We start from the raw sequence: 20603 nt of genomic DNA, 5'->3' as shown, positions 1-20603 counted from the left end.
GGGGTCCCCGAGGATGCGACGTCGGACTAGGCGGCGACGCCCGCCGTCGACCTGGTCCAGACGACACCCGAGTCGTGACCGGTCCGGTGCGCGACGACCCGGACGGCGATCTTCATTCCGCGCTGCGCCTTCGTCAGCGTCAGCGTGGCCCGTGTCGCCCCGGAGATCGGCCGCCCGTTGGCGTACCACTGATACGTGTACGACGTCGGCGCCGGCGTCCACGTACCCCGGTTCAGCGTCAGGGTGCGGCCGACCTTGACCGTGCCCGTGATGGACGGCGCCGTCGTCGTCTTCGGTGCGAACCCCTTCGCGACGGTGTACGCCGCCGTCGTGGCCGACGCGCTCAGGTGCCCGGTGCGGTGCGCCGTCACGGTCACCGAGAGCTTCTTCCCGACGATGGACGCGGGGGAGAAGTAACTCGCCCCGGTCGCCCCCGGGATGGCGACGCCGTTCGCCCGCCACTGGTACGTGAACGAGGTCGGCGCGGGCGACCAGGTGCCCAGTACGGCCGTGGTCTTCACGCCGACACGGATGCCGCCGGACATGGACGGTGCCTTCACCGCCTTCGGCGCGACGCCCTTGGCGACGGCGACGGCCGCGCTCGAAGCCGTCACGGCCGGGTGCCCGGTCTTGTGGGCGGTCACCGCCACCGACAGCTTCTTGCCGAGCAGCGAGGCCGGCGCGGTGTACGAGGACGCCGTGGCGCCGGCGATCGCGACCCCGTCCGCCTTCCACTCGTACGTGTAGGAGTCCGGCGTCACCGACCAGGAGCCGTTGCCGGCCGTCACCGCCGCGCCGACCGCCACCGCGCCGGCGAGGGCCGGGGCGGCGGTGGACCGGTTCGGGGCGAGGACGTCGAACGAACCCTTGGCGTACTCCGTGCCGTTGACCGTGTGCACGCTCATGTACAGGGAACCGACCGGCGCGCCGGTCAGGTCCAGGGTGGCCGTCAGGCTCTTGCGGTCGGGTGCCACGGTCACGGTCGTCGACCGCACGGAGAAGCCGTTGCCGGAGAGCCCGACCTGGTCCTTCTCATGCAGGGCGGTACCGGTCAGCGTGACCGTCACCTTGGCGCCGGAGACACCCGCCGCGGGTGTCACGGTCCCGATCGACTTCTCCTCCAGGCCGCAGATGCCCCGGCAGACGCCGTCCACCCGGAAGTCCGCCTGGGACGCCTTCTCGGGCAGCCCGATGACGAGCGTGGTGGGGCCGGCCACACGGGGGTAGGCGTTCGCGAGCGCGCACTCCCAGCGGTGGCCCGCGCTGGAGATGAACCCCATGCAGCCGTTCCTGCGGCTCGCGTGGTCGTACAGCCAGGGGGTGACCGTCTGCTCGAAGGTCGTCGTGGGCGTGATCTTCAGGTCGAACCGGTCGCCGGAGGCGGTCGGCAGGACGGCGCACACCGCGGTCTTCTGTTCGGTCAGGGCGCCCGCCAGCGGCCCGAAGCCGTAGGTGACGTTCGGGACCTTGACGCACTCGGGCGCGGGCCCGGCGGCCGTGCCGATGCGCAGGGCGTCCAGACGGTACGAGTCGGCGGCGGCCTTGCCCTCCGGGACCATCACGAGGGCCTGGTAGCGGGTGGAGCCGGTGGCGGCGCATCCGGACGCGAAGAAGTCGCAGACGGCCGTGCCGTCCGCGCCGTACACGACGGCTCGCGCCGTGCCCAGCGCGTCCCGGACGTTCAGGTGCAGGGTGTCCTCGGCGTCTGCCGTGGTCACCTGGTGGCACAGGAAGGTGCCCGGGGCGAACGGAGTGCCCCCGGTCGACGGGCCGCCGACCGGTGCGGCCGGTGTCGCCACGCAGCCGCGCGCGGTGGCGGTGACGTCGCGGCGGGTCAGGGCGAACTCGGCGGGCACGTCACGGCCCTGGAAGAGCACGGTGTGCGCGAGCCCGGGAGTGAGCGCGCAGGTGGTCCACGTGCCGTAGTACGACCGGACCGTGCAGACCTGCTCGCCGGTGGCGTCGAGGACGCTGACCTCGGCGGACGAGGTGCCGGAGACCGCCTGGATCTGGAGGTTCTCCCGCACGGAGTGGTCGTCCGCCGGGATGGTGAGGCAGTCGGCGAAGACGCCGTCGCCCGTCTTCACGCTCATCCGGGCGGGGGAGGCGGTGAAGTCGCCGGCCACGAACGTCCGGCAGGCGCCGGCCACGTCCGTGCGGTGGACGACGAGCTGGTAGTCACCGGTCGCAGGGACCGTCTCCTCGTTGGAGACCAGCGCGCGGTACGGGGCGGTGCCGCCCAGTGCGCAGGTGCCCTCGCGGAGGGTGGTGTCGTCGCAGAACGCGGCGCCGGTGGCGTCGACGATCGTGACCTCCGGGTCCGGTGCGCCGGACTTGTACGAGGTCAGTACGCCGATGTGGGCGCCCTGCGGCACCGGCAGGTTCAGGCAGTCGACCTCACCGGCCGCGCCGAACGAGCCGGTGAAGGTCTGCGCGAGCGGGACGTCCGACGTGCAGCCGGCGGCCGAGGAACGGTCCAGGACGAGGACGGCGCCGGCCGTGAGCAGGGTGTGGGCGGTGCCCGCGGTCAGCGTGCAGGGCGATCCCGCCGCGCAGGCCGTCGTGCCGTCGGCCGCGTAGACCTTGAGCGCGGTGCGCTCGCCGGACTCCGAGACGCCGTGGACGTCGTACCGGCCGGTCGTGGCCGGCGTGAACGTCTTGCACTCGGTCTGCGGGGAGACCTGGGTGGGCGCGGTGCCGTAGGCGTTGACGGGCACGGACGCGCAGCCCGCCGGAGTGGACAGCCGACGGATCTTCAGGCTGTACGAGGCGGGGAAACCGTTCTCGACGTCGCGGACCTCGGCGAGCACCCGGTAGCCGCCGTTGCCGGCGGGCAGGACGCAGCCTTCGCTGTCGTCCTCGTTCCAACGGGGGCAGATGCGCCGGCCGCTGTCGTCGGTGATCCAGTGGACGGCCTGGCCGTACTTCTCGAGCCGGAAGTCGCTGGTGATCCGGTCACCGGCCTTCGCGGCGAAGCTGCGGCAGACGATCCCGAGCCGGCTGACGGCCTCGCCGGTCAGCGGTGCGGTGTCGTACCCGGTGCTGCCGGCGTCGGTGCAGTTCGTGGACGGCAGCAGCGGGACGACGGCGGCCTGCGCCTCGCCGGGCTCCCAGCCGGTGTTGTGGACGCTCAGCGTGTACGTGCCGGTGGTCAAGTCGCACCAGCCGCCCACGCCGTAGAACGGGTCGTAGCAGTCGACCTGCGTCTCGCCCTGGGAGACCTGGGCGTACGCCTGCTGGTGGATGCCGCCGCCGAGGAGCACACGGTGCGTGCCCGGCTTCTCTACGGTGAAGGTGAAGCAGGCCGACTCGTTGGCGGCGATCGTGGCGCGGCCGACGGCGTCACCGGGGTCGCCCAGCGGGGCGAGCGCGAGCGCCGGGCAGGCGGCCTCGTCGGTGGTGTCGTTCTCGGTGGCGTCGGTGGCGTCGGTGGCGTCGGTGGCGTCGGTTGCGGGATCGGCGGTGGCGCCGGCCGAGGCGGGCGCGTCCGTGGCGTCGCCGGTGGCCGGAGAGTCCGTGGCCGGAGAGCCGGTGGCGGAAGAGTTCGTGGCCGGAGAGCCGGTGGCCGGAGAGTCGGTGGCGGCGACGGTGGCCGGGAGCGACTGTGGCGTCGCGGCGACCGCGACCCCGCCGAGCCCGATGGGCAGCAGGGGCGCGAGCAGCGCGGCCAGCAGAGTCAGGACGAGCAGGATCGGTGCGGTCGGCACCGTGGATCTCTCACGCGTACGCGCGAAGTCGGGCATTCCGTTCCCCCCGGAGCGGTCTTTGTCATATGCCCGACACACGATACGGTCCGCAGCCGACACCCGGCGCCACATATGTCCGGGGGCCGGGGGGCGCCTGGCGGGGCGGCTCGCGCGGGGTGTCCTCAGCGCCCCTCGTACCGGGGCGTGCGCCGCTCCACGAAGCTCGCCACCCCCTCGTTCGCGTCCCGCGTCGTCATGTTGATCTCCTGCGCCGCCGCCTCCGCCGCGAACGCGCCGGCCCGGTCGGTGTCCAGGGACGCGTTCACCAGCTGCTTGGTGAGCGCGAGCGCCCGGGTCGGGCCCTGGGCCAGCCGCTCGGCCCACTCCCGCGCGGTCTTCTCCAACTCCTCCGCCGGGACCACCCGGTTCACCAGACCCAGCTCCCGGGCGTCGTGAGCCGTCACGGCGTCGCCGAAGAACATCAGCTCCTTCGCGCGCCGCGGGCCGATGAGCCGGGGCAGCAGATACGCCCCGCCCCCGTCCGGTACCAGCCCCCGCCGTACGAACACCTCGATGAACCTCGCCGGCTCCGCCGCGAGCACGAGATCGCAGGCGAACGCCAGATGCGCCCCGATCCCGGCCGCCGTCCCGTTCACCGCCGCGATCACCGGCTTCTCGCAGTCCAGTACGGCCCCGATGAGGCGCTGCGCCCCGAGGCGGATGGTCCGCGCCACGTCCCCCGGGACTCGCTCGCCCGACGACGGCGCGCCCCTCAGGTCCGCCCCCGCGCAGAAGCCCCGCCCGGTCGCCGTCAGCACGACGGCCCGTACGTCCGGGTCGGCCGAGGCGTCCCCGAGAAGCGAGATGATCCGCTCACGCTGGTCCCAGGTGACGGCGTTCATCGCCTCGGGCCGGTTGAGCGTGATCCACGAGACGCCGTTCTCGACGGAGTGCAGAACGTCTTCCACCAGGGCTCCTATCGGCAGACCGCGAGGGCGTCGAGCGCCACCGCGCCCTGCCCCCGCGGCAGCACCATCAGCGGGTTGATGTCCAGTTCGGCGAGGTCGCCGTCGAGCTCCAGGGCCATCCGCTGCACCCGCAGCACGACCTCCACCAGCGCGTCCACGTCCGCCGGCGGAGCCCCCCGTACGCCCTTCAGCAGCGCCTGCCCGCGCAGTTCGCCGAGCATCTCGCGCGCCTGGTCCTCGCCGAACGGCGGCACGCGTACGGCCGCGTCGTTGAGGACCTCGACCAGCACGCCCCCCAGGCCCACCGTGACCGTCGGCCCGAAGAGCGGGTCGCGGGTCACGCCCACCACCATCTCGACCCCGCGCCCCACCATCTGGCAGACCAGGATCCCGTCGAGGTCGACGTCCTCGTAGCGGGCGATGTCGGTGAGTTCGCGGTACGCGTCCCGCACCTGGCTCGCCGAGGTCAGCCCGACCTTCACCAGACCCAGCTCCGTCTTGTGCGCCAGCTGCGCGCCGGACGCCTTCATCACCACCGGGTAGCCGACGAGCCCGGCCGCCCGGACGGCCGCCGCGGCGCTCGTCACCAACTGCTCGCGCGGCACCCGGATCCCGTACGCCCGCAGCAGCTGCTTCGCCGCGTGCTCGCTGAGTTGCCGGCCGGGCCGCATCAGGGCCTGCGCCTTGCGGAAGGAGGGGGAGGGGGTGCGGGGGGCCTCGTCGAAGGGCGAGCGGTAGGCGGTGGTGAAGCGGTGGTGGTCGAGGTAGGCCTTCACGGCGCCGATGCAGTTGGAGAACGTACGGAAGGTGGCGACGCGCGACGATCCGAGCAGGGTCTCGCGGTAGGCGGCCTCGGTACCGACCGGCGAACCCCACACCACGCACACCAGCTTGTCGGTGGCCTCGGCCGCCTCCACCAGGTCCTGCGCGAGCTTGTCGCTCATCGGCGGGAAGGGGCCCGTGATGGGACATATCAGCACCCCGACGGACGGGTCGGCGAGGATCGCGTCGATGATCTTCCGGCCGCGCCAGTCGCCCACCGGATGGCCGCCGTTGTCGACCGGGTTGGCGACGTTCAGATACGGCGGTATCCACTGGTGCAGCTCGTCCTGCTTGGCCTGCGGCAGCGTCGGCAGGCGCAGGCCTGCGGCCGTGGCGAGGTCGGAGAAGTGCGCGCCGGTGCCGCCGGAGATCGAGTAGACGACGACACCGTCGGCGACGGGTTTGCGGGCCCGCGCCAACAGGGCGGCGGTGTCCTGGAGTTCGTCGAGCCCGTCGACCCGGATGACCCCGAACTGCCGCATCGCCGCGTCGACGACCTGGTCCGCGCCGGTGAGCTTGCCGGTGTGCGAGGCGGCCATCCGTGCCCCGGTCTCGGTCCGCCCGACCTTCACCGCGACGACGGGCACGCCCTGGCGTGCGGCGCGGTCGGCGGCGAGGAGGAAGGAGCGGCCGTCCTTGAGCCCCTCGACGTAACAGGCGATCGCCCCGACCTCGGGCCGGGTCGCGAAGTACGAGATGAAGTCGGCGGTCTCCAGGTCCGCCTCGTTGCCGGTGGGCGCCCAGTGGGAGAGCCGTACCCCCAGCTCCTGGAGGGTGTGCACGGGCCGCCCCTGGTGCCCCGACTGCGTGATGAGCGCGATCGCCGGGCCGTCGAGGTCGTCGCGGAAGCGCTCGAAGGCGTTGAGGTTGGTATTCGGGCCGAGCAGACGGATCCCGGAGCGCCGTACGGCGTCGGTGAGACGTTCCTGCGCGGCGGCGCCCTCGTCGCCGGTCTCGGCGAAGCCGGAGGCGAAGGCGACGGCGAACCTCACCTTGGCCTCGCTCAGTTCCTCGATGACGGGGAGCGGATCGGCGACGAGGAGGACGGCGAGGTCGACGGGCTCGGCGAGTGCGCCGACCGAGGGCACGCAGTCGATCCCGAAGACGCTCGTACGGGTGGGGTGCACGGGCACGAGCCGGGCGCCGACCCGCTCGGCCCAGGCGATGAGCTGCCGTGTGATGCCGGTGTTGGGCCGCCCCTCGGCGTCGGATGCCCCGACGACGGCGACGGACCCGGGCCGGAAGAACCGGTCGAGGTCGGGCACGGGGGCGTGCAGCGGCCGCCCGCTGACGTCCCGGTCGCCGTCCACGGCGGTGACACCGTGCACGGCGACGCCGGGCGTCCCGGAATGCTCCCCGCAGGCGACCACACGGGCGCGGAGATCGGTGGTGAAGGTGCCGTGAGTCGATCCAAGCATCGTTCCGCCCACTCTCCCGCTCGTCGTTCTGCCGCAGCGCGTCACCTGACACTCAGTCAGATTACAGAACTGACGCTCAGTCAGGAATGACTGCGACAGGGCCAATGAACGGAAGGGCGGGGGCGGGGGTCGCCGAGTGGGCGTTCCCGGGCCGCCGGCCGCCTACCGGCCGGCCGACTTCCGGATCGCGCGGGCGATCTTCTCCGCGTCGATCGCCATCTCCCGGAACATCCCGCTGATCGGGTTGGTGAACCCCGTGAAGTACAGCCCCGCCGCCTCGCGCGGAGCCCGCGCGCCCCGCACCGCCGGCCGCCCGCGCTCGTCGAGGACGCCGAGGTGCCCCACGAGCGGCTCCAGGGCCCGCCGGTATCCGGTCGCCGCGATCACGGCGTCCGGGGTGATCGCGGAGCCGTCCGCGAGGAGGACCTTGTCGCCGTCGAAGGAGTCGACCGCGCCGACGATCTCCACCTTCCCCTTGCGCACGGCGTCGATCAGACCCACGTCCTGCACGGGGACGGCCCCTTCGCGCACCCGCGAGTAGAGCCCCGTGTCCGGCCGGGGCAGCCCCTGCTCCGACAGGTCCGGCACCGAGACGCGGCACATCAGCTCGCCCATCCTGTCGACCAGGCGTACGGGCAGCCGCCGCACCAGGATGCCGGTGCGCTGAGCCGGCCACCCGGCCGTGGAGCGCCGCACGATGTGCGGCACGGTGCGCACCGCGAGCCGTACCCGCGCCGCTCCGCCCGCGGCGAGGTCGGCCGCGATCTCGGCCCCGGTGTTCCCGGCGCCGACGACGAGGACGTCCTTGCCCTCGTACGGCCCCGGGTTCCGGTAGGCGTTCGCGTGGATCAGCTCGCCGCCGTACGTGTCCAGGCCTGCCCACTCGGGCAGCCGCGGGGTGTGGTTGTACCCGGTGGCGACGACGACGGCCCGGCCGGTCAGCTGCCGGCCACCGGTGGCGTGCAGCAGCCAGTCCTCACCGACGCGCTCGACGCGGGAGACCTCGACGCCGGTCACGATCTCCAGCTCGTGGAACTCGGCGTACTTCTCCAGGTACCGCACGACGTCCGCGCGCGCGACCCAGCGGCCGAAGGAGCGGGGGATCGGCAGTCCGGGGAGCGCCGAGAGGCGGCGAGTGGTGTGCAGCCGCAGGCGGTCGTAGTGCGCCCGCCAGGAGGCGCCGACCGCCTCGGACTTCTCCAGGACGACGGCCCGGACGCCCTGCTCGCGCAGGGAGGCGGCGACGGCGAGTCCGCCGGGTCCGCCGCCGATGACGTAGACGGGGTGGTCGGGTCTGGAACGGGGGGTGTTGGTCACGAATGCTCAGCGTAACGAGATGCTCACTTGTTGGGTCTCGGTCAAGAGGGGAATCGGTTGCGAAACGGTCACGTGTGGGTGGGGTGTGGGGGGAGTGCGCGGGGGTGTGCGGGGGTCTTGCGCAGACGCCACCGCATCCGCTGAACTGACGTACCGTCAGATCAGGACCGGGGAGGGGCAGGTATCGACCGATGCAGACCATCTGGCTCACCGGCGCGGAATGGCTCGCCGTCCTCCGTATAGGCCTCGGCCTGTGGTGGCTGGAGAGCTGGCGCCACAAGGACAAGAAGGGCTGGTTCGAGCGCGGCACGGGCATCGCGTGGGCCGCGGACGTCGCCGGCAAGCACCGGTGGCCGTTCGTGCGGAAGGGCTTCGACTCGATCGTCGCGCCGCGCCCGAAGACGATGGCGTACGTCGTCGTCTACGCCGAACTGGCCCTGGGTCTCGGCCTGATCCTCGGCCTCCTCACGCCCGTGGCCCTGATCGGCGGCCTCCTCCTGAACCTCCTCTACCTCGTCCTGATGATCCACGACTGGGCCGAGCAGGGGCAGAACGCGATGATGGCGCTGATCTCGCTGGTCGCCCTCTTCGCGATGTCCTGGCAGACCTGGTCCCTCGACCACGCGATCGGACTGTTCCGATGACGGCCGCCGACCCGGACATCGACGCCTTCACCCGCCCGTACTGGGACGCGGCGGCCGGGGGCCGTCTGCTGCTCATGCGCTGCGAGGCCTGCGGCCGGGCGCACCACTACCCGCGCGAGTTCTGCCCGCACTGCTGGAGCGAGGACGTGCGCTGGGAAGAGGCGAGCGGCCGCGCCACGCTCTACACCTGGTCCGTCGTCCACCGCAACGACCTCCCGCCGTTCGGGGGCCGGGTGCCGTACGTGGCGGCGGTGGTGGACCTGGCGGAGGGCCCGCGGATGATGACGGAGGTCGTGGGGGTGGCGGAGGCGGACCTCCGGATCGGGATGGATCTGGAGGTCACGTTCCGCATGGAGGGGGAGGTCCGGGTCCCCGTCTTCGGGGCGTCGTCAGAGGGCTGAGATGTTCCGCCAGAGCTGAGCGCGGTCGCCGGAGTCGCAGGCGTACGTCGTCAGGAACGGCGGCCCGACGATCATGCACTCCCCGTTCTGCACGTTCATGATCGTCCGGCCGGATGACGTCGAGGCGTGGACCTTCCATGCCTGGCTGCTGGAGCCGTTGCAGGCCGCGACGCCGACGCCGCCGGGGTTCCCGCCCGACTGGAGGCAGTGCCCGGTCTTCTTGTTGACCAGCCGGAAGGTGCCGTTGGCGCCCGGCGAGTAGGTCCATGAGTAGTGGATCGGGTTGCCGCCGCCGTCGTCGGCACCGCACGTGTGCGTGTTGGCGAAGTCGCCGTAGCCGGGGTTGTACTCGCCCACGCACTGGCCGTTGGAGACGTTCTCCAGGGAGTACGTCCCCGAGGGCGCCGAACCGCCGGACGACGGTCGGGGCTTGGGCTGCGTGGTCGTGGAGCCGGAACTGCCTCCGGTCGAGGAGGACCCGCCGCCACTTCCGCTGCCGCTCCCGGGGACGGTGCCTGTGCCGCCCGCCGCCGTACCCCCGCCGCCTGCCGCCGCGCCACCGGCGCCGCCCGTGGCGGGTCCCGGTCCTTGGCCCGAAGGGGATCCCGATGCGGAGGCGGAGGGAGGAGTGGACGGGGGAGTGGTCGCCGGTGCCGGCGCGCCGGGTGCGGGCTGCGAGGCGGTGGCGGCGGGCGGCGCCGCCGTCGCGTCGGGGCCGCCGCCCTGTCGGCCGATCTCGTACGGGCCGAGTGCGACGGTCAGCGTGGTGCCGGTGGCCACCACGACGGGGACCGCGACCAGGACGAACCGGTTGCGCCGCTCCCGCCACCCGCGTGCCGCGGTGGGGCCGGTGACGGCGGCCGCGTCGGGGCCGGCGGTCGCGGGCTCCCTCGGGCCCCGCGGGGTGAGCGCCACCGTCCCGATGTCCTCGACCTGGCCGCCCTCCCCGGCGTCCCCGAACTCCGCGAGCTGCTCGGCCGTGGGCGCCCCGGCGGCGAAGGCCGCCCGCTCCTCGACCCGTTCGGCGACGGCCGACGGCCACCGGACGCCCTCCGCGTGGCCGCCGGTGAGACCGACGAGTTCGGCCGCCGTCGGCCGGTCCGCCGGGTCCTTGGCGAGGCAGGACCGTACGACCTCCGCGAGCTCGGGCGCCGTCTCCGCGAGCTGTCCGAAGTCGGGCTCCCCGTGGACGACCCGGTAGAGAAGGCCGGGCCCGGAGCCGTCACCGAAGGGCGGACGGCCGATGGCGGCGTAGAGGAGGAGGCTGCCGAGGCCGAAGACGTCCGCCGCGCCCGTCAGTTGAGGATCGGCGACGGCCTGCTCGGGAGCCATGTAGGCGGGCGTCCCGATGACCATGCCGGTCCGGGTCAGCCGGCTCTGGTCGGCGGCGCGTGCGACGCCGAAGTCGATGAGGGACAGGCCGTCGGGCGTCAGCATGACGTTGGACGGCTTGAGGTCGCGGTGCACCATGTCCGCGGCGTGCACGGCCTTCAGCCCGGCGGCCGCCTGATGCAGGAGCCGCCACAGGGCGTCGGGGGGAAGCGGGCCGCCGTGCAGCCTGATCGCCTCGTTGAGGGTGACCCCCGGTATGTACTCGGTCGCGAACCACGGCGGTTTCGCCGTGCGGTCGCTGGCGAGCAGCTTCACACTGGCGCCGCCGGGCAACCGGGCCAGATTGTCGAGCTCGTGCCCGAAGTGGTTCAGGAAGTCCGCGTCCTCGGCCAGCACGGGCAGCACCCGCTTGACCGCCGCGAACTTCCCGGGCACGGCCCCGAGATAGACCCGTCCCATGCCCCCGGACCCGAGGACGCCGAGTAGTCTGAACGCACCGATCTGCCGGGGATCCCCCGACTCCAGTGGCGTGGCTCCGCTGCCGGTCAGATGTGAGTTGTTTGCCTGCTCCCCCTGCATGGTCAGCAGGATAGCGGAGCTATCCTGCGATCCGAACGACCCGTCAAGTCACAGAACGAGTGCGGAAGTTGCGGGTGTGGGTGGGGGTGGCGGGCCCGGACGCGTTCGCGAGTCTCCGGCTTCCGGCCGTCCTGGCCGTGACGGAGGCCGGTGACCGGCCCCGGCAGCGGGAGGTCTCCGGCTTCCGACCGTCCTGGCCGTGACAGTGGCCGGCGACCGGCCCCGGCAGCGGGAGGCCCGTGCGTGCCGGACGCGGCGGCGGCTGTCGGCGTGCCGTCCGCGTCGAAGAGGATGAACTTCCCGGTCATACGGGTGGAGCCCGGTGACCGGGCAGCGGCGCGCTCGTTTGCCGGGGCATGAAGAGCACCCTTGCTTTCGCCGTGGCCACGGCCACCGTCGCGGGCCTCGGCCTCGCGGGCGCGGAGGATGCCGCGCCGACCCCGCCCACCAGGATCTTCCTCACGATCACGTCGGGTGCGACCGGCGACGTGAGGGAGGTCTATCTCGGGTGCGGCCCCACCGGGGGCAACCATCCGCAGGGAGAGGTCGCGTGCGGCGCCCTGAACGACGCGCGCGGGAACTTCGAGAAGCTGAAGGGCGACGCCGACGTGGTCTGCCCGATGGTCTACGAACCGGTGGTGGCGGAGGCGCAAGGCACCTTCGACAACGTCCCGGTGGGCTGGAAGAAGGAGTTCGGGAACACCTGCGAGCTGAACGCCAGGACGGGCACGGTCTTCGCGTTCTGACGCGCCACGACCTGGCCGGAAACGTCGTCGTACCGCTGACGCGATATTCACCTGCGGCCTCGGCCGGCGATCCGTAAGATCATCCGACGTGAACACCGGATCGGCGCTTCGACGCCACACACGGATCGGCTACCCGGTGGTGGACTGATCGCACGGCGGGGGCGCTCGACGCACCCCGGCCCTCGCGGTTCGGCACGCGGACCTCCCAGTGCTCCTGCACTTCGCGTCCATCTTTCGTGTCGAACACCATCGAGGTCAGCCGTATGTCAGTCACGTTCAACCACACCATCATCGCCGCCAAGGACAGCAAGGAATCGGCGTTGTTCTTCAGGGAGCTGCTGGAGCTTCCCGAAGCGCCGTCCTGGGGGCCGTTCACCAACATCCAGCTCACCGACGGCGTGCTGCTCCAGTTCGCGACGCCGCCGCCGCACATCGAGATCCAGATGCAGCACTACGCCCTCCTGATCGACGACGAGCTGTTCGACCGGGCGTACCGGCGACTGTGTGACCGCGGCGTCGAGCACTGGGCCGATCCGCAGATGCAGCGCTCGGGCGAGATCAACAACGAACACGGCGGCCGGGGCGTGTACTTCAAGGACCCGGCCGGCCACGCGATCGAGCTGATCACCCGCCCGTACCTGTAGACCGAAGGACCCGGGCACCCGGGCGTGACGCGGTGACCACGTCACGCCCGGGGCCGCGGGCCGTCGGCTCAGACGACCGAGGTCGGCCTGCTGTTGGGCATCGTCGTGGCCTGGCGCTGCCCGAAGGGGGCGCTCCAGCTTCCGGTGCCCTTGTACAGGTAGCTGTTGGTGTCGCCGGCGTTGGTCGCGAACAGGTCGGGTCGGCCGTCGCGGTCGGCGTCGCCGATGCCGACGATGTGGCTGTAGCCCTGCCAGCCGGGTCCGATCTTGATACGGGAGGCGAAGGTGCCGTCGCCCTTGCCGAGGTAGAGCCACAGGACACCGGCGGTGTCGCGGGCGACGAGGTCACCCGCGGCGGCTCCGGCGATGTTGCCGGTGGCGGTGATCAGGTTGTAGCCCTGCCAGCCCGTACCGATCTTCACGCGCGTCGTGTACGGCGTCCGCCAGCTGCCCGTGCCCTTGTAGAGCCACATGGCCCCGGCGGCGTCGGTGGCCACGAGGTCGGGCCTGCCGTCACCGTTGAGGTCGCTTCCGGCGGCGATCTTGGTGTAGCCGCCCCAGCCCGTGCCGATCTTGTAGCGGCCGGCGAAGGTGCCGTCGCCGTTGCCGAGGTGGTGCCACAGGACGCCGGCGGTGTCGCGGGCGACGATGTCGCCGTGGGCGGCTCCGGCGATGTTGCCGGCGGCCTCGATCTGGTTGTACCCGCCCCAGCCGCTGCCGACGAGCTTCTCCTCCCCCGACGACAGCCAGGGGTTGTAGTGGTCGAAGTGCGAATCGGCACGCCACAGCCGGCCCGACCCGTCGCGCAGGAGCACGTCCGGGGAGCCGTTGTCGTTGTAGTCGTGCGGGGCGGGCTTGCGGACGACCTTGAACGTACCGGTGGAGATCAGGGTCGGGCCGATGCCGCTCATGGGCTCGGCGCTGAGCTCCCACGTGTAGTCGCCGTTGAAGGCGCTCTGGTTGGGGGTGTGGGTGCCGGGGTCGATGTCGCCCACCCAGTCGACACGCATGACCCCACCGTCCAGCTGGACGTCGTGGAATGCCTTCGTCTTCCCTGTCCGCACGTGGCGCAGGGTCACCTTGGCATTCACGTTGTACCGGGTCACCTGCCATTCGAGCGGTACCCGGCCGCGATTCCGGTCGAGGTCGATCACGGCAGGGACTTCGGAGCGCAGCAGGCCGATCTTGGTGGGCTCTCCACTGCTCGCGACGAACGTGGCGGTAGGTGCCCCGTCGGCTCCCGGGGCGATCCGATAGAGCCCCTCGCCCTGCTCGACCGTGCCGCCGCGGACGATCTGTGCGCCGTCGGGTGCGACGGCGGCCGAGAGGGCGTGGTCGAGGAGCTTGCGGGCGGGGGCGGACGCGTCCTTCAGGCTGCGGGCGCTCAGGGCGTCCAGAGCGTTCGGCTCGAAGGCCTCGAGGCCGACGCGCGTGCCGTACGTGACCCAGTCGCCGACCAGACCGACTTCGACGTCGCTCTGCCACCAGGTGCGGCCGACGTTCATGCGCTGGGACTGCCGGGTCGCGCGGTCGACGGCCACCACGGTCACGTTCTTCGTCACGCCGTCGTGCTCGACCCAGGCGAGGTGCGTCGCCGAGACGGCGAGGTCGCCCTTGGCGGCGGCGGCCGGAAGCGCGTACGTCTCGGTCACCGCGTTGGTGGCGAAGTCGAGCAGGGCCACGTACTTCGTGGCCGCCGCATCCGTGCCGACGGAGTAGGTCAGCAGGGCGTGATCGGCCGTGCCCGGCTTCACGACGATGCCCGTGGCGTCTCCCGGCAGACCGGCCGTCATCCTGCCCGTGCCACTGGCCGTGGTGTGCATGTGAAGGAGCCTGTCCCCGTTCACATTGACCACGGTGGTGAACAGGGCCGTGCCCGCGGCGCCCGCGTATGTGGTCTCACTGTCGAGAGACACCGAGCGCAACCGCTTCCCGGCCGCCATGTCCGTAAGGCTGGCGCCGGTGGCCCAGTGGTCGGCGACGATGTCCCCCGAGCCGGTGCTCTCGTCCGTCCAGTCCATCGGCTTCACGGGGGAACCGTCCGCCGGGACCCAGTGCCGCGAGGCGAGGGATCCCGGAGCCCTGGTGACCGTCAGGTAGCCCGTGGCGCCCGCGCCGACGATGGTGCTGTCCTTGGGGTACGGCGCGACGCTCGTGGTCGCCGCTTCCGTCACGCCCTCGGCGGCGGGGGCGGCGATCGCCGGGGCGGTCAGTGCGGCCGAGCCGACGGTGACGGCGAGCACCGTGACGACGGCGGCTGCGAGCCGCCGACGGGCGGGACGTGCGTAGGACAAGAGTGTTCTCCTCAGGAAGACCAGGCGCACCTTGTGTTGCGGCGAGTCAGACTCTTGATCACGAGTGAAGGTTGTACGCGCGTTCGATGGTCAGGCGGAGGCGATCAGGCGAGGTGGTTGTGCGAGGACGATGTGCCCCACGAGCCACCGATCTCCTCGGGCGCGCGGAACGGGGCGCTCCAGCTTCCCGTGCCCCTGTAGAGGTACGTCGGACCGTCGTTGCGGCGTGCCACCAGGTCGAGACGGCCGTCGCGGTCTGCGTCCCCTACGCCGACGAGCTGGTTGTAGCCGCCCCAGCCGGCGCCGATTTTGATGCGGGGGGCGAAGGTGCCGTCGCCCTTGCCGAGGTGGAGCCAGAGGACGCCGGCTGTGTCGCGGCCGACGAGGTCGCCGGCGGGGGCTCCGGCGATGTTGCCGGTCGCGGTGATCTGGTTGTAGCCGTGCCAGCCCGTACCGAGCTTCACGCGGGCGGCGAAGGGGGTGCGCCAGCTGCCGGTGCCCTTGTGCAGCCAGACGGCGCCTGCGGCGTCGGTGGCGAGGAGGTCCGGCTTGCCGTCGCTGTTGAGGTCGCTTCCGCCGGTGATCTTGTTGTAGCCGCCCCAGCCTGTGCCGATCTTGTAGCGGCCGTCGAAGGTGCCGTCCCCCTTGCCGAGGTAGTGCCAGAGGACACCGCTCTTGTCGCGGGCGACGATGTCCGCGTGGGCGGCTCCGGCGATGTTGCCGACGGCCTCGATCTGGTCGTAGCCGTTCCAGCCGGTGCCCAGCGGTGCGGACTTGGACACCTGGAGGTTGCCGCTGTTCCACGAGTGGGTGTCGTCGCGCCACAGTCGGCCCGACGAGTCGCGCCGGAGCAGGTCAGGGGAGCCGTTGTCGTTGTAGTCATGCGGGGCGGGCTTGCGGGTGACCGTGAACGTGCCGGAGGTGACCAGCTTCGGGCCGATGCCGTTCATGGGCTCAGCGGTGAGCGTCCAGGTGTAAGCCCCGTTCGGCGCGCTGCTCGCCGTGCCGTCGTCCAGCGTCTCGCCGGGCCAGTCACCCCAGCCGAGACCGTCGAACAGGGTGGCGGCCGGATCGGTGTCGGCGCCGACGAGCAGGTGGATCTCCCGAGTCGCCCCGGTCCGGGTATGGCGCAGCGTGACATCCGCCAGCACGTTGTACCGCGACAGCGGCCAGGCCATCGGTACCACGCCGCCGTTGCGGTCGAGGTCGATCAGGGCAGGGAAGCGCGGGCCGCCCCGCAGCGCGACCTTGGTGGGCCGGCCCGTGCTCGCCACCAGTGCAGCGACCGGAGTGCCGTCGGCCCCGGGGGAGATCCGGTACAGCCCCTCGCCCAGAGCCACCGTGCCTCCCCGTACGAGCTGGGTGCCGTCGGGGGCGGTGACGGCCGACGTGAGGTGGTCCAGCAGCTTCCGCGTCGTGCCGCTCTCCAGGGACCGTGCGGTCACCGCGTTCAGGGCGTGCGGGTCGTACGAATTGAAGCCGTCGATCTGCCCGTACGTCACCCACGCACCCACCAGGCCGATTTCGACGGGACTCGTGGAGGCGCCCAGCCGGATCTCCTGCGTCGTTCCGGAGGCCCGCTCGGTGACGACCACTCTCGTGTCGGTGGCGGAGCGGTACTCCACCCAGGCCACGTGGGTGGCCGACAGCGCGACGTCCGAGGTCGGCCGCTGCGGGGAGACGATCTCCCGGGTCTGGGTGACGGCGCCGGTGGCGAGGTCCAGCAGGGCCCAGTACGCCTTGCTCGTCGCGCCCGTCCCGGTGCGGTAAGTCATCAGGGCTTGGCCGGGAATGCCGTCTGCGACGTGCACCGTCGTCGCGTTCGTCGGCAGGCCGGACACCGTGCGGCGGGACTGCGTGCCGCCGGCGTTCTCGACGAGGTGGACCTCCTCGCCCCCCGTGCCGTTGGGGACCCGTACGAAGAGGGTCGCGCCGACGGCTCCGATGTCCACGGTGTCGCTGCCGACACTCAGCAACTCTGCACGCGTGGACATGTCCTTCAGCGTGATGCGGCTGGCCGTCTTCTCGACAACGGCGTCCGACGCCTTGGCGGCGTAGACCCATGAGGTCCGCGGGAAGGTCGTGGACGATCCGTCCGCGAAACTCGTCCAGCGCTGATCGGGATGACCGTCGCTCAGGAACCCCGTCGCACCCCCGCCGATGATGTCGGCGTCGAGCGGGAACGGCACCGGTGCCTGTTCCCGCGCCACGTCGGCCGAGGCGAGCGCCGCCGGCGCCGCCGCCGCCGGGCCGGTGGACAGGGTGCCGGCGGTCACGGCGAGTGCGACCGTCACCGCGACGGCGAGTCTGCGGCGGAAGACGTGAGAGTGGTGCAACGGACGGGCCCTCCCCATAGGCGAACGCGCAGATCCCACTCAGTGGGGGACGGCGATCGGAAGACACGGAAGCGGCCGGAGGTTCCCCCCATCCGGATCTTCGCCCTCCGTGGACTGTGGCCGGAGGATAGCAACCCGGCCGACACCCGTCACGATCTTTACCGCCGCTCCACCACACCCCGTACGTACGCCGCCTGGCCCGCGTGCTGGTTGTCCTCCGCGATCACGCTCACCAGGCGGACGCCGAGGGTGACCGGTGGGTCCCAGGCGTCGTCCACGACGCGGTCGAGGTCGGTGTTGGTCAGGGTGCCGAGGTGTTCCAGGGTCCGAGCGTGGACGGCGTCGTAGTAGCCGAGCAGCAGGTCCGCGGGGGCCCGGACCTTGGCGACCTGGGGGCTGGAGTGGCCGTACCCCGTGGCCCCTGCGCCGAACGGGAGGCCGAAGCGGGTCTTCCAGCCGTCGGACGTCCATACCTGCTCGCTGTCGAACGCGCCCGCGATGTGGTCGTCCTGGATCCGCGTCAGGTGCCAGACCAGCCAGGCGATCGAGTTCGCGTCCTCGTCGATCCGTAGCGCCAGCTCGTCCTCCGACAGGCCCTCGACGGCTCCGTGCACGGCCTCCTGGACGCGGCCGAACACGTCCAGCAGCAGATCGGCGCTCCTCATGTCACTCACTCCTCGCTCGACGGTGCGGTGTGCTCCACCCAGTGGGCCATCGAGGAGGTGCCGGGGCCGGGCCGCACGGCCGGTGACGGGGCCGGGAGGCGGCCGAGTTCACCCTTTCTCGTGAGGAGGCCCCGGTTTCACGCCGAATCCCATCGTGGTGCTGCGGCATGGAGCGTCGCGGTATTCGGTTCAGGGTGCGGAGCGTCTGTACGGCTGCCGGTACGAGCGGGAGTGACGCGAACGCGTGTGCCGATAGTCGCCGGTTGGAGTGGTGGTAGGGGGATCGGGTACGCGTGTGCGGCAGTCGTGCGTATGGTCGCTGAGAGTGTTCGGATGCCATGGCGTTTCGGCTGGGAGCGTGAGGGGTGGGATGGCGCAGGTGAATGCTGCTGCGGAGGCCGGGCTGGCCCGGTACACCTACCGGCTTCGCGTGTCGTCCATCGCCCGCACCTCCCTGGCGGCGGAGTGGGACCGGTGCCGGTGGGTTTGGAACGAATGCGTCGCCAAGTCCAGGGCGGTGCACTTGCACAACAAGGCCACCGGTCAGAAGATCACGTGCGGCCCGGCTCAACTCGACAGGATGCTGACCGAGGCCCGCGCATGTACGCCGTGGCTGCGTGAGGGCTCGTCGGTGTGTCAGCAGCAGTCATTCGCGACTTCGGTCGCTCCCGCGCCAAGGCACACAAGGACATTCGGGAGCGGTTGCCCTTGGCGCGCCGGGCCGGGATGCCGAAGCACAAGAAGAAGCGGGAGGCTCTGCCGAGTCTCAACTACACCAAGCGCGGTTTCCGTCTGAAGAACGGCAGGTTGCATCTGGCAGGCGACATCGTCCTTACGGTGGTGTGGTCGCGCGAGCTGCCGGCAGAGCCGTCCTCGGCGCGTGTGTACCAGGACAGCCTTGGGCACTGGTATGCCTCGTTCGTCGTCGCCGCAGAGGTCCAGCCTCTGCCGTGGACCGGCCGTGTCCTCGGTGTGGACTGGGGTGTGAAGGAGACCGCGACCACCACGTCCGACACGCATGACTTGCCACACGCCGAGCATGGCAAGAAGGTGAGAGAGCAGCTGAGCCGATACGACCGAATGATGGCCCGCCGCAGGCCGGAGAAGGGGCGGCCTGGATCGAAGGGCTATCGCGGGGCGAAGAAGTTGCGGGCGAAGGCGCACAAGAAGGTCGCGAGGCAGCGTGAGGACACCAGTCGTAAGTGGGCCAAGAAGGTCGTCCGCGACCACGATGTCCTTGCGGTGGAGGACTTCCGTCCGAAGTTCCTCGCCAGGACCACGATGGCCCGCAAGGCAGCTGACGCCGCCATCGGCGCCACCAAAGCCGCTCTGATCGAGATGGGCCGCAAGCACGGGCGGGACATCCGCCTTGTCCGTCCCGCGCACACCACGATGGACTGCGCGCAGTGCCATGCGAGAGCCAAGCATGCGCTGCCGCTGGGTGAGCGCACCTACACCTGCACGGCATGCGGAGCCGTGTCTCCCAGGGACAAGAACTCCGCACGCGTGATGCTTGTCCGGGCTGGTCTCGACCCGGCTGGTGCTGATGGCGGAAGACCTCCTGGAGCGCTGTTCCAGGAGGCGGCCTGAGCCAGGAATCTCCTCCCTCAGGGAGGGGAGGATTCAACTACTCGGTCGTCAGGATCCGCAGGGCCCGGACGAACGCCTCCCGGTCCCCCGCCGGGAGCCGGGACAGCACGCTTTCCTCGCCCTTCTGGATCTCGGACCGCACGGTGTCCCGCAGCTCGCGGCCCTCGCGCGTGAGCGAGAGCAGGCGAGCCCGACGGTCCTGGGGGTCGGGGCGGCGGCGGATCAGGCCGCGCGTCTCCAGGTCGTCGAGGACGGCGATGATCCGGGTCTTGTCCGCCCGGATCGCCTCCGCCAGGGCGGCCTGGGTGCGGATGGGCGTCTCGTCGAGGTGCAGCAGGACCGCGTACGCCCACATGGTCACGCCGTGGGCGTCCAGGACCGGCTGCTCCGCCGCCATCAGGGTGCGGCCCAGCGGCACGACCATCGCGGCGAGATCGGGGCGGGGCTCTTCCATGGCCACGAAAATACCCGTTGACAATTCATAAGCCCGTGCAGATCGTAAGCACATGCGTATTTCTTCAGATGGTGCGGGCCCCACGGAGCGGTTCGAGCGGTTACGGCTCCTCCACGCGCGCGCGGTCCGCGACAGCGTCGTCCTGGTGCATCGGGTGACCCCCGGCGACCTCGACCGGCCGACGCCCTGCGCCGGATGGACGGTTGCCGATCTGCTCGCCCATATGACGGCCCAGCACCTCGGGTTCGCGGCCGCCGCCCTCGGCGACGGCGCGGATCTCGCCCACTGGTCCGTCCGCCCCGTGACCGACACCGTCGAAGCCGTCGCGCGGTACTCCGAGGCCGCCGAGCACGTCGTCGCCGCCTTCGCGGCCCTGGACGCCCCGGACCGGCCCTTCCTCCTGCCCGAGTTCACGGTCGACCGGACGTTCCCGGCCAGCCGCGCCGTCGGCTTCCACTTCATCGACTACGTCGTCCACGGCTGGGACATCGCCCGCGGCCTGGACCTCCCGTACGACCCCGGACCCGACGTCCTCGACGCCGCGCTCCCGATCGCCCTCTCCGTCCCGGACGGCGACACCCGACTCGCCCCGGACAGCCCCTTCCGCCCGGGCATCCCCCTACCCCCGGGCGCGGCCACACTGAACCGGATCCTCGCGGCCCTCGGCCGCACACCGGACGCGCCGATCGGCGGCCACTAGCCGGCTC

General features: G+C 71.6%; 14 protein-coding genes and 1 pseudogene. 6 read left to right on the top strand and 9 right to left on the bottom strand.

All coding sequences use genetic code 11. The features are described 5' to 3' along the window. Positions 1–26 precede the first annotated feature (26 nt). From ACZ561_RS17795 to ACZ561_RS17780, 4 genes are all read right to left on the bottom strand, one after another. Positions 27–3707, bottom strand: coding sequence for a hypothetical protein (locus tag ACZ561_RS17795; protein ID WP_470995610.1), 3681 nt, complete (start codon positions 3705–3707; stop codon positions 27–29). A gap of 161 nt (positions 3708–3868) precedes the next feature. Continuing rightward, complete coding sequence (locus ACZ561_RS17790; RefSeq protein WP_470995911.1) at positions 3869–4672, bottom strand: enoyl-CoA hydratase/isomerase family protein; 804 nt, start codon at positions 4670–4672, stop codon at positions 3869–3871. Next, complete coding sequence (locus ACZ561_RS17785; RefSeq protein WP_470995607.1) at positions 4663–6894, bottom strand: acetate--CoA ligase family protein; 2232 nt, start codon at positions 6892–6894, stop codon at positions 4663–4665. The genes ACZ561_RS17790 and ACZ561_RS17785 overlap by 10 nt, the downstream gene beginning before the upstream one ends. Positions 6895–7056: 162 nt before the next feature. Next, positions 7057–8211: a flavin-containing monooxygenase gene (locus ACZ561_RS17780; RefSeq protein ID WP_470995605.1), complete on the bottom strand. Its 1155-nt coding sequence runs from the start codon at positions 8209–8211 to the stop codon at positions 7057–7059. 191 nt (positions 8212–8402) lie between these two features. Here ACZ561_RS17780 and ACZ561_RS17775 point away from each other — a divergent pair, with 191 nt between their 5' ends. Then, the gene (locus ACZ561_RS17775; protein WP_470995603.1) at positions 8403–8855 is read left to right on the top strand and encodes a DoxX family membrane protein; all 453 of its coding nucleotides are present in this window, start codon (positions 8403–8405) and stop codon (positions 8853–8855) included. Continuing rightward, complete coding sequence (locus ACZ561_RS17770; RefSeq protein ID WP_470995601.1) at positions 8852–9256, top strand: Zn-ribbon domain-containing OB-fold protein; 405 nt, start codon at positions 8852–8854, stop codon at positions 9254–9256. The genes ACZ561_RS17775 and ACZ561_RS17770 overlap by 4 nt, the downstream gene beginning before the upstream one ends. Here the strand turns inward: ACZ561_RS17770 and ACZ561_RS17765 are convergent. Further along, entirely contained in the window at positions 9245–11167 is a 1923-nt protein-coding gene (locus ACZ561_RS17765) for a serine/threonine-protein kinase (protein WP_470995599.1), read from the bottom strand. The two genes, ACZ561_RS17770 and ACZ561_RS17765, sit on opposite strands and share 12 nt — an antisense overlap. Positions 11168–11523: 356 nt before the next feature. Between ACZ561_RS17765 and ACZ561_RS17760 the strand changes: the two genes are divergently transcribed. Continuing rightward, entirely contained in the window at positions 11524–11913 is a 390-nt protein-coding gene (locus tag ACZ561_RS17760) for an SSI family serine proteinase inhibitor (protein WP_470995597.1), read from the top strand. Between the two features lie 263 nt (positions 11914–12176). Further along, positions 12177–12557, top strand: a complete 381-nt coding sequence (locus ACZ561_RS17755) for a VOC family protein (protein WP_470995595.1) — start codon at positions 12177–12179, stop codon at positions 12555–12557. 68 nt (positions 12558–12625) lie between these two features. Here ACZ561_RS17755 and ACZ561_RS17750 read toward each other — a convergent pair whose 3' ends face one another. From ACZ561_RS17750 to ACZ561_RS17740, 3 genes are all read right to left on the bottom strand, one after another. Next, positions 12626–14851 (bottom strand): FG-GAP-like repeat-containing protein, encoded by a 2226-nt coding sequence (locus tag ACZ561_RS17750; protein WP_470995593.1) that lies wholly within the window; start codon positions 14849–14851, stop codon positions 12626–12628. 104 nt (positions 14852–14955) lie between these two features. Continuing rightward, positions 14956–17187, bottom strand: coding sequence for an FG-GAP repeat domain-containing protein (locus tag ACZ561_RS17745; protein WP_470995591.1), 2232 nt, complete (start codon positions 17185–17187; stop codon positions 14956–14958). Between the two features lie 158 nt (positions 17188–17345). Then, positions 17346–17852 (bottom strand): mycothiol transferase, encoded by a 507-nt coding sequence (locus ACZ561_RS17740; RefSeq protein WP_470995589.1) that lies wholly within the window; start codon positions 17850–17852, stop codon positions 17346–17348. Positions 17853–18222: 370 nt separating this feature from the next. Here ACZ561_RS17740 and ACZ561_RS17735 point away from each other — a divergent pair. Then, positions 18223–19442 (top strand): annotated as a pseudogene (locus ACZ561_RS17735) (RNA-guided endonuclease InsQ/TnpB family protein). 37 nt (positions 19443–19479) lie between these two features. Here ACZ561_RS17735 and ACZ561_RS17730 read toward each other — a convergent pair. Continuing rightward, positions 19480–19896 carry a MarR family winged helix-turn-helix transcriptional regulator gene (locus tag ACZ561_RS17730; protein ID WP_470995586.1) on the bottom strand — a complete coding sequence of 139 codons (417 nt, stop codon included), beginning with the start codon at positions 19894–19896 and terminating at the stop codon, positions 19480–19482. Between the two features lie 52 nt (positions 19897–19948). Here ACZ561_RS17730 and ACZ561_RS17725 point away from each other — a divergent pair, with 52 nt between their 5' ends. Beyond that, the gene (locus tag ACZ561_RS17725) at positions 19949–20596 is read left to right on the top strand and encodes a TIGR03086 family metal-binding protein (protein WP_470995583.1); all 648 of its coding nucleotides are present in this window, start codon (positions 19949–19951) and stop codon (positions 20594–20596) included. The last annotated feature ends 7 nt before the right edge of the window (positions 20597–20603 follow it).

The sequence above is a fragment of the Streptomyces sp. NPDC039609 genome, from assembly GCF_055596705.1.
This window is presented reverse-complemented; position numbering and strand designations above follow the sequence as displayed.

Excerpts from the sequence above, each read along its gene's own strand:
- ACZ561_RS17785 (WP_470995607.1), bottom strand. The coding sequence starts at position 6,894 with ATGCTTGGATCGACTCACGGCACCTTCACCACCGATCTCCGCGCCCGT.
- ACZ561_RS17775 (WP_470995603.1), top strand. The coding sequence starts at position 8,403 with ATGCAGACCATCTGGCTCACCGGCGCGGAATGGCTCGCCGTCCTCCGT.
- ACZ561_RS17770 (WP_470995601.1), top strand. The coding sequence starts at position 8,852 with ATGACGGCCGCCGACCCGGACATCGACGCCTTCACCCGCCCGTACTGG.
- ACZ561_RS17765 (WP_470995599.1), bottom strand. The coding sequence starts at position 11,167 with ATGCAGGGGGAGCAGGCAAACAACTCACATCTGACCGGCAGCGGAGCC.
- ACZ561_RS17760 (WP_470995597.1), top strand. The coding sequence starts at position 11,524 with ATGAAGAGCACCCTTGCTTTCGCCGTGGCCACGGCCACCGTCGCGGGC.
- ACZ561_RS17755 (WP_470995595.1), top strand. The coding sequence starts at position 12,177 with ATGTCAGTCACGTTCAACCACACCATCATCGCCGCCAAGGACAGCAAG.
- ACZ561_RS17740 (WP_470995589.1), bottom strand. The coding sequence starts at position 17,852 with ATGAGGAGCGCCGATCTGCTGCTGGACGTGTTCGGCCGCGTCCAGGAG.
- ACZ561_RS17730 (WP_470995586.1), bottom strand. The coding sequence starts at position 19,896 with ATGGAAGAGCCCCGCCCCGATCTCGCCGCGATGGTCGTGCCGCTGGGC.
- ACZ561_RS17725 (WP_470995583.1), top strand. The coding sequence starts at position 19,949 with ATGCGTATTTCTTCAGATGGTGCGGGCCCCACGGAGCGGTTCGAGCGG.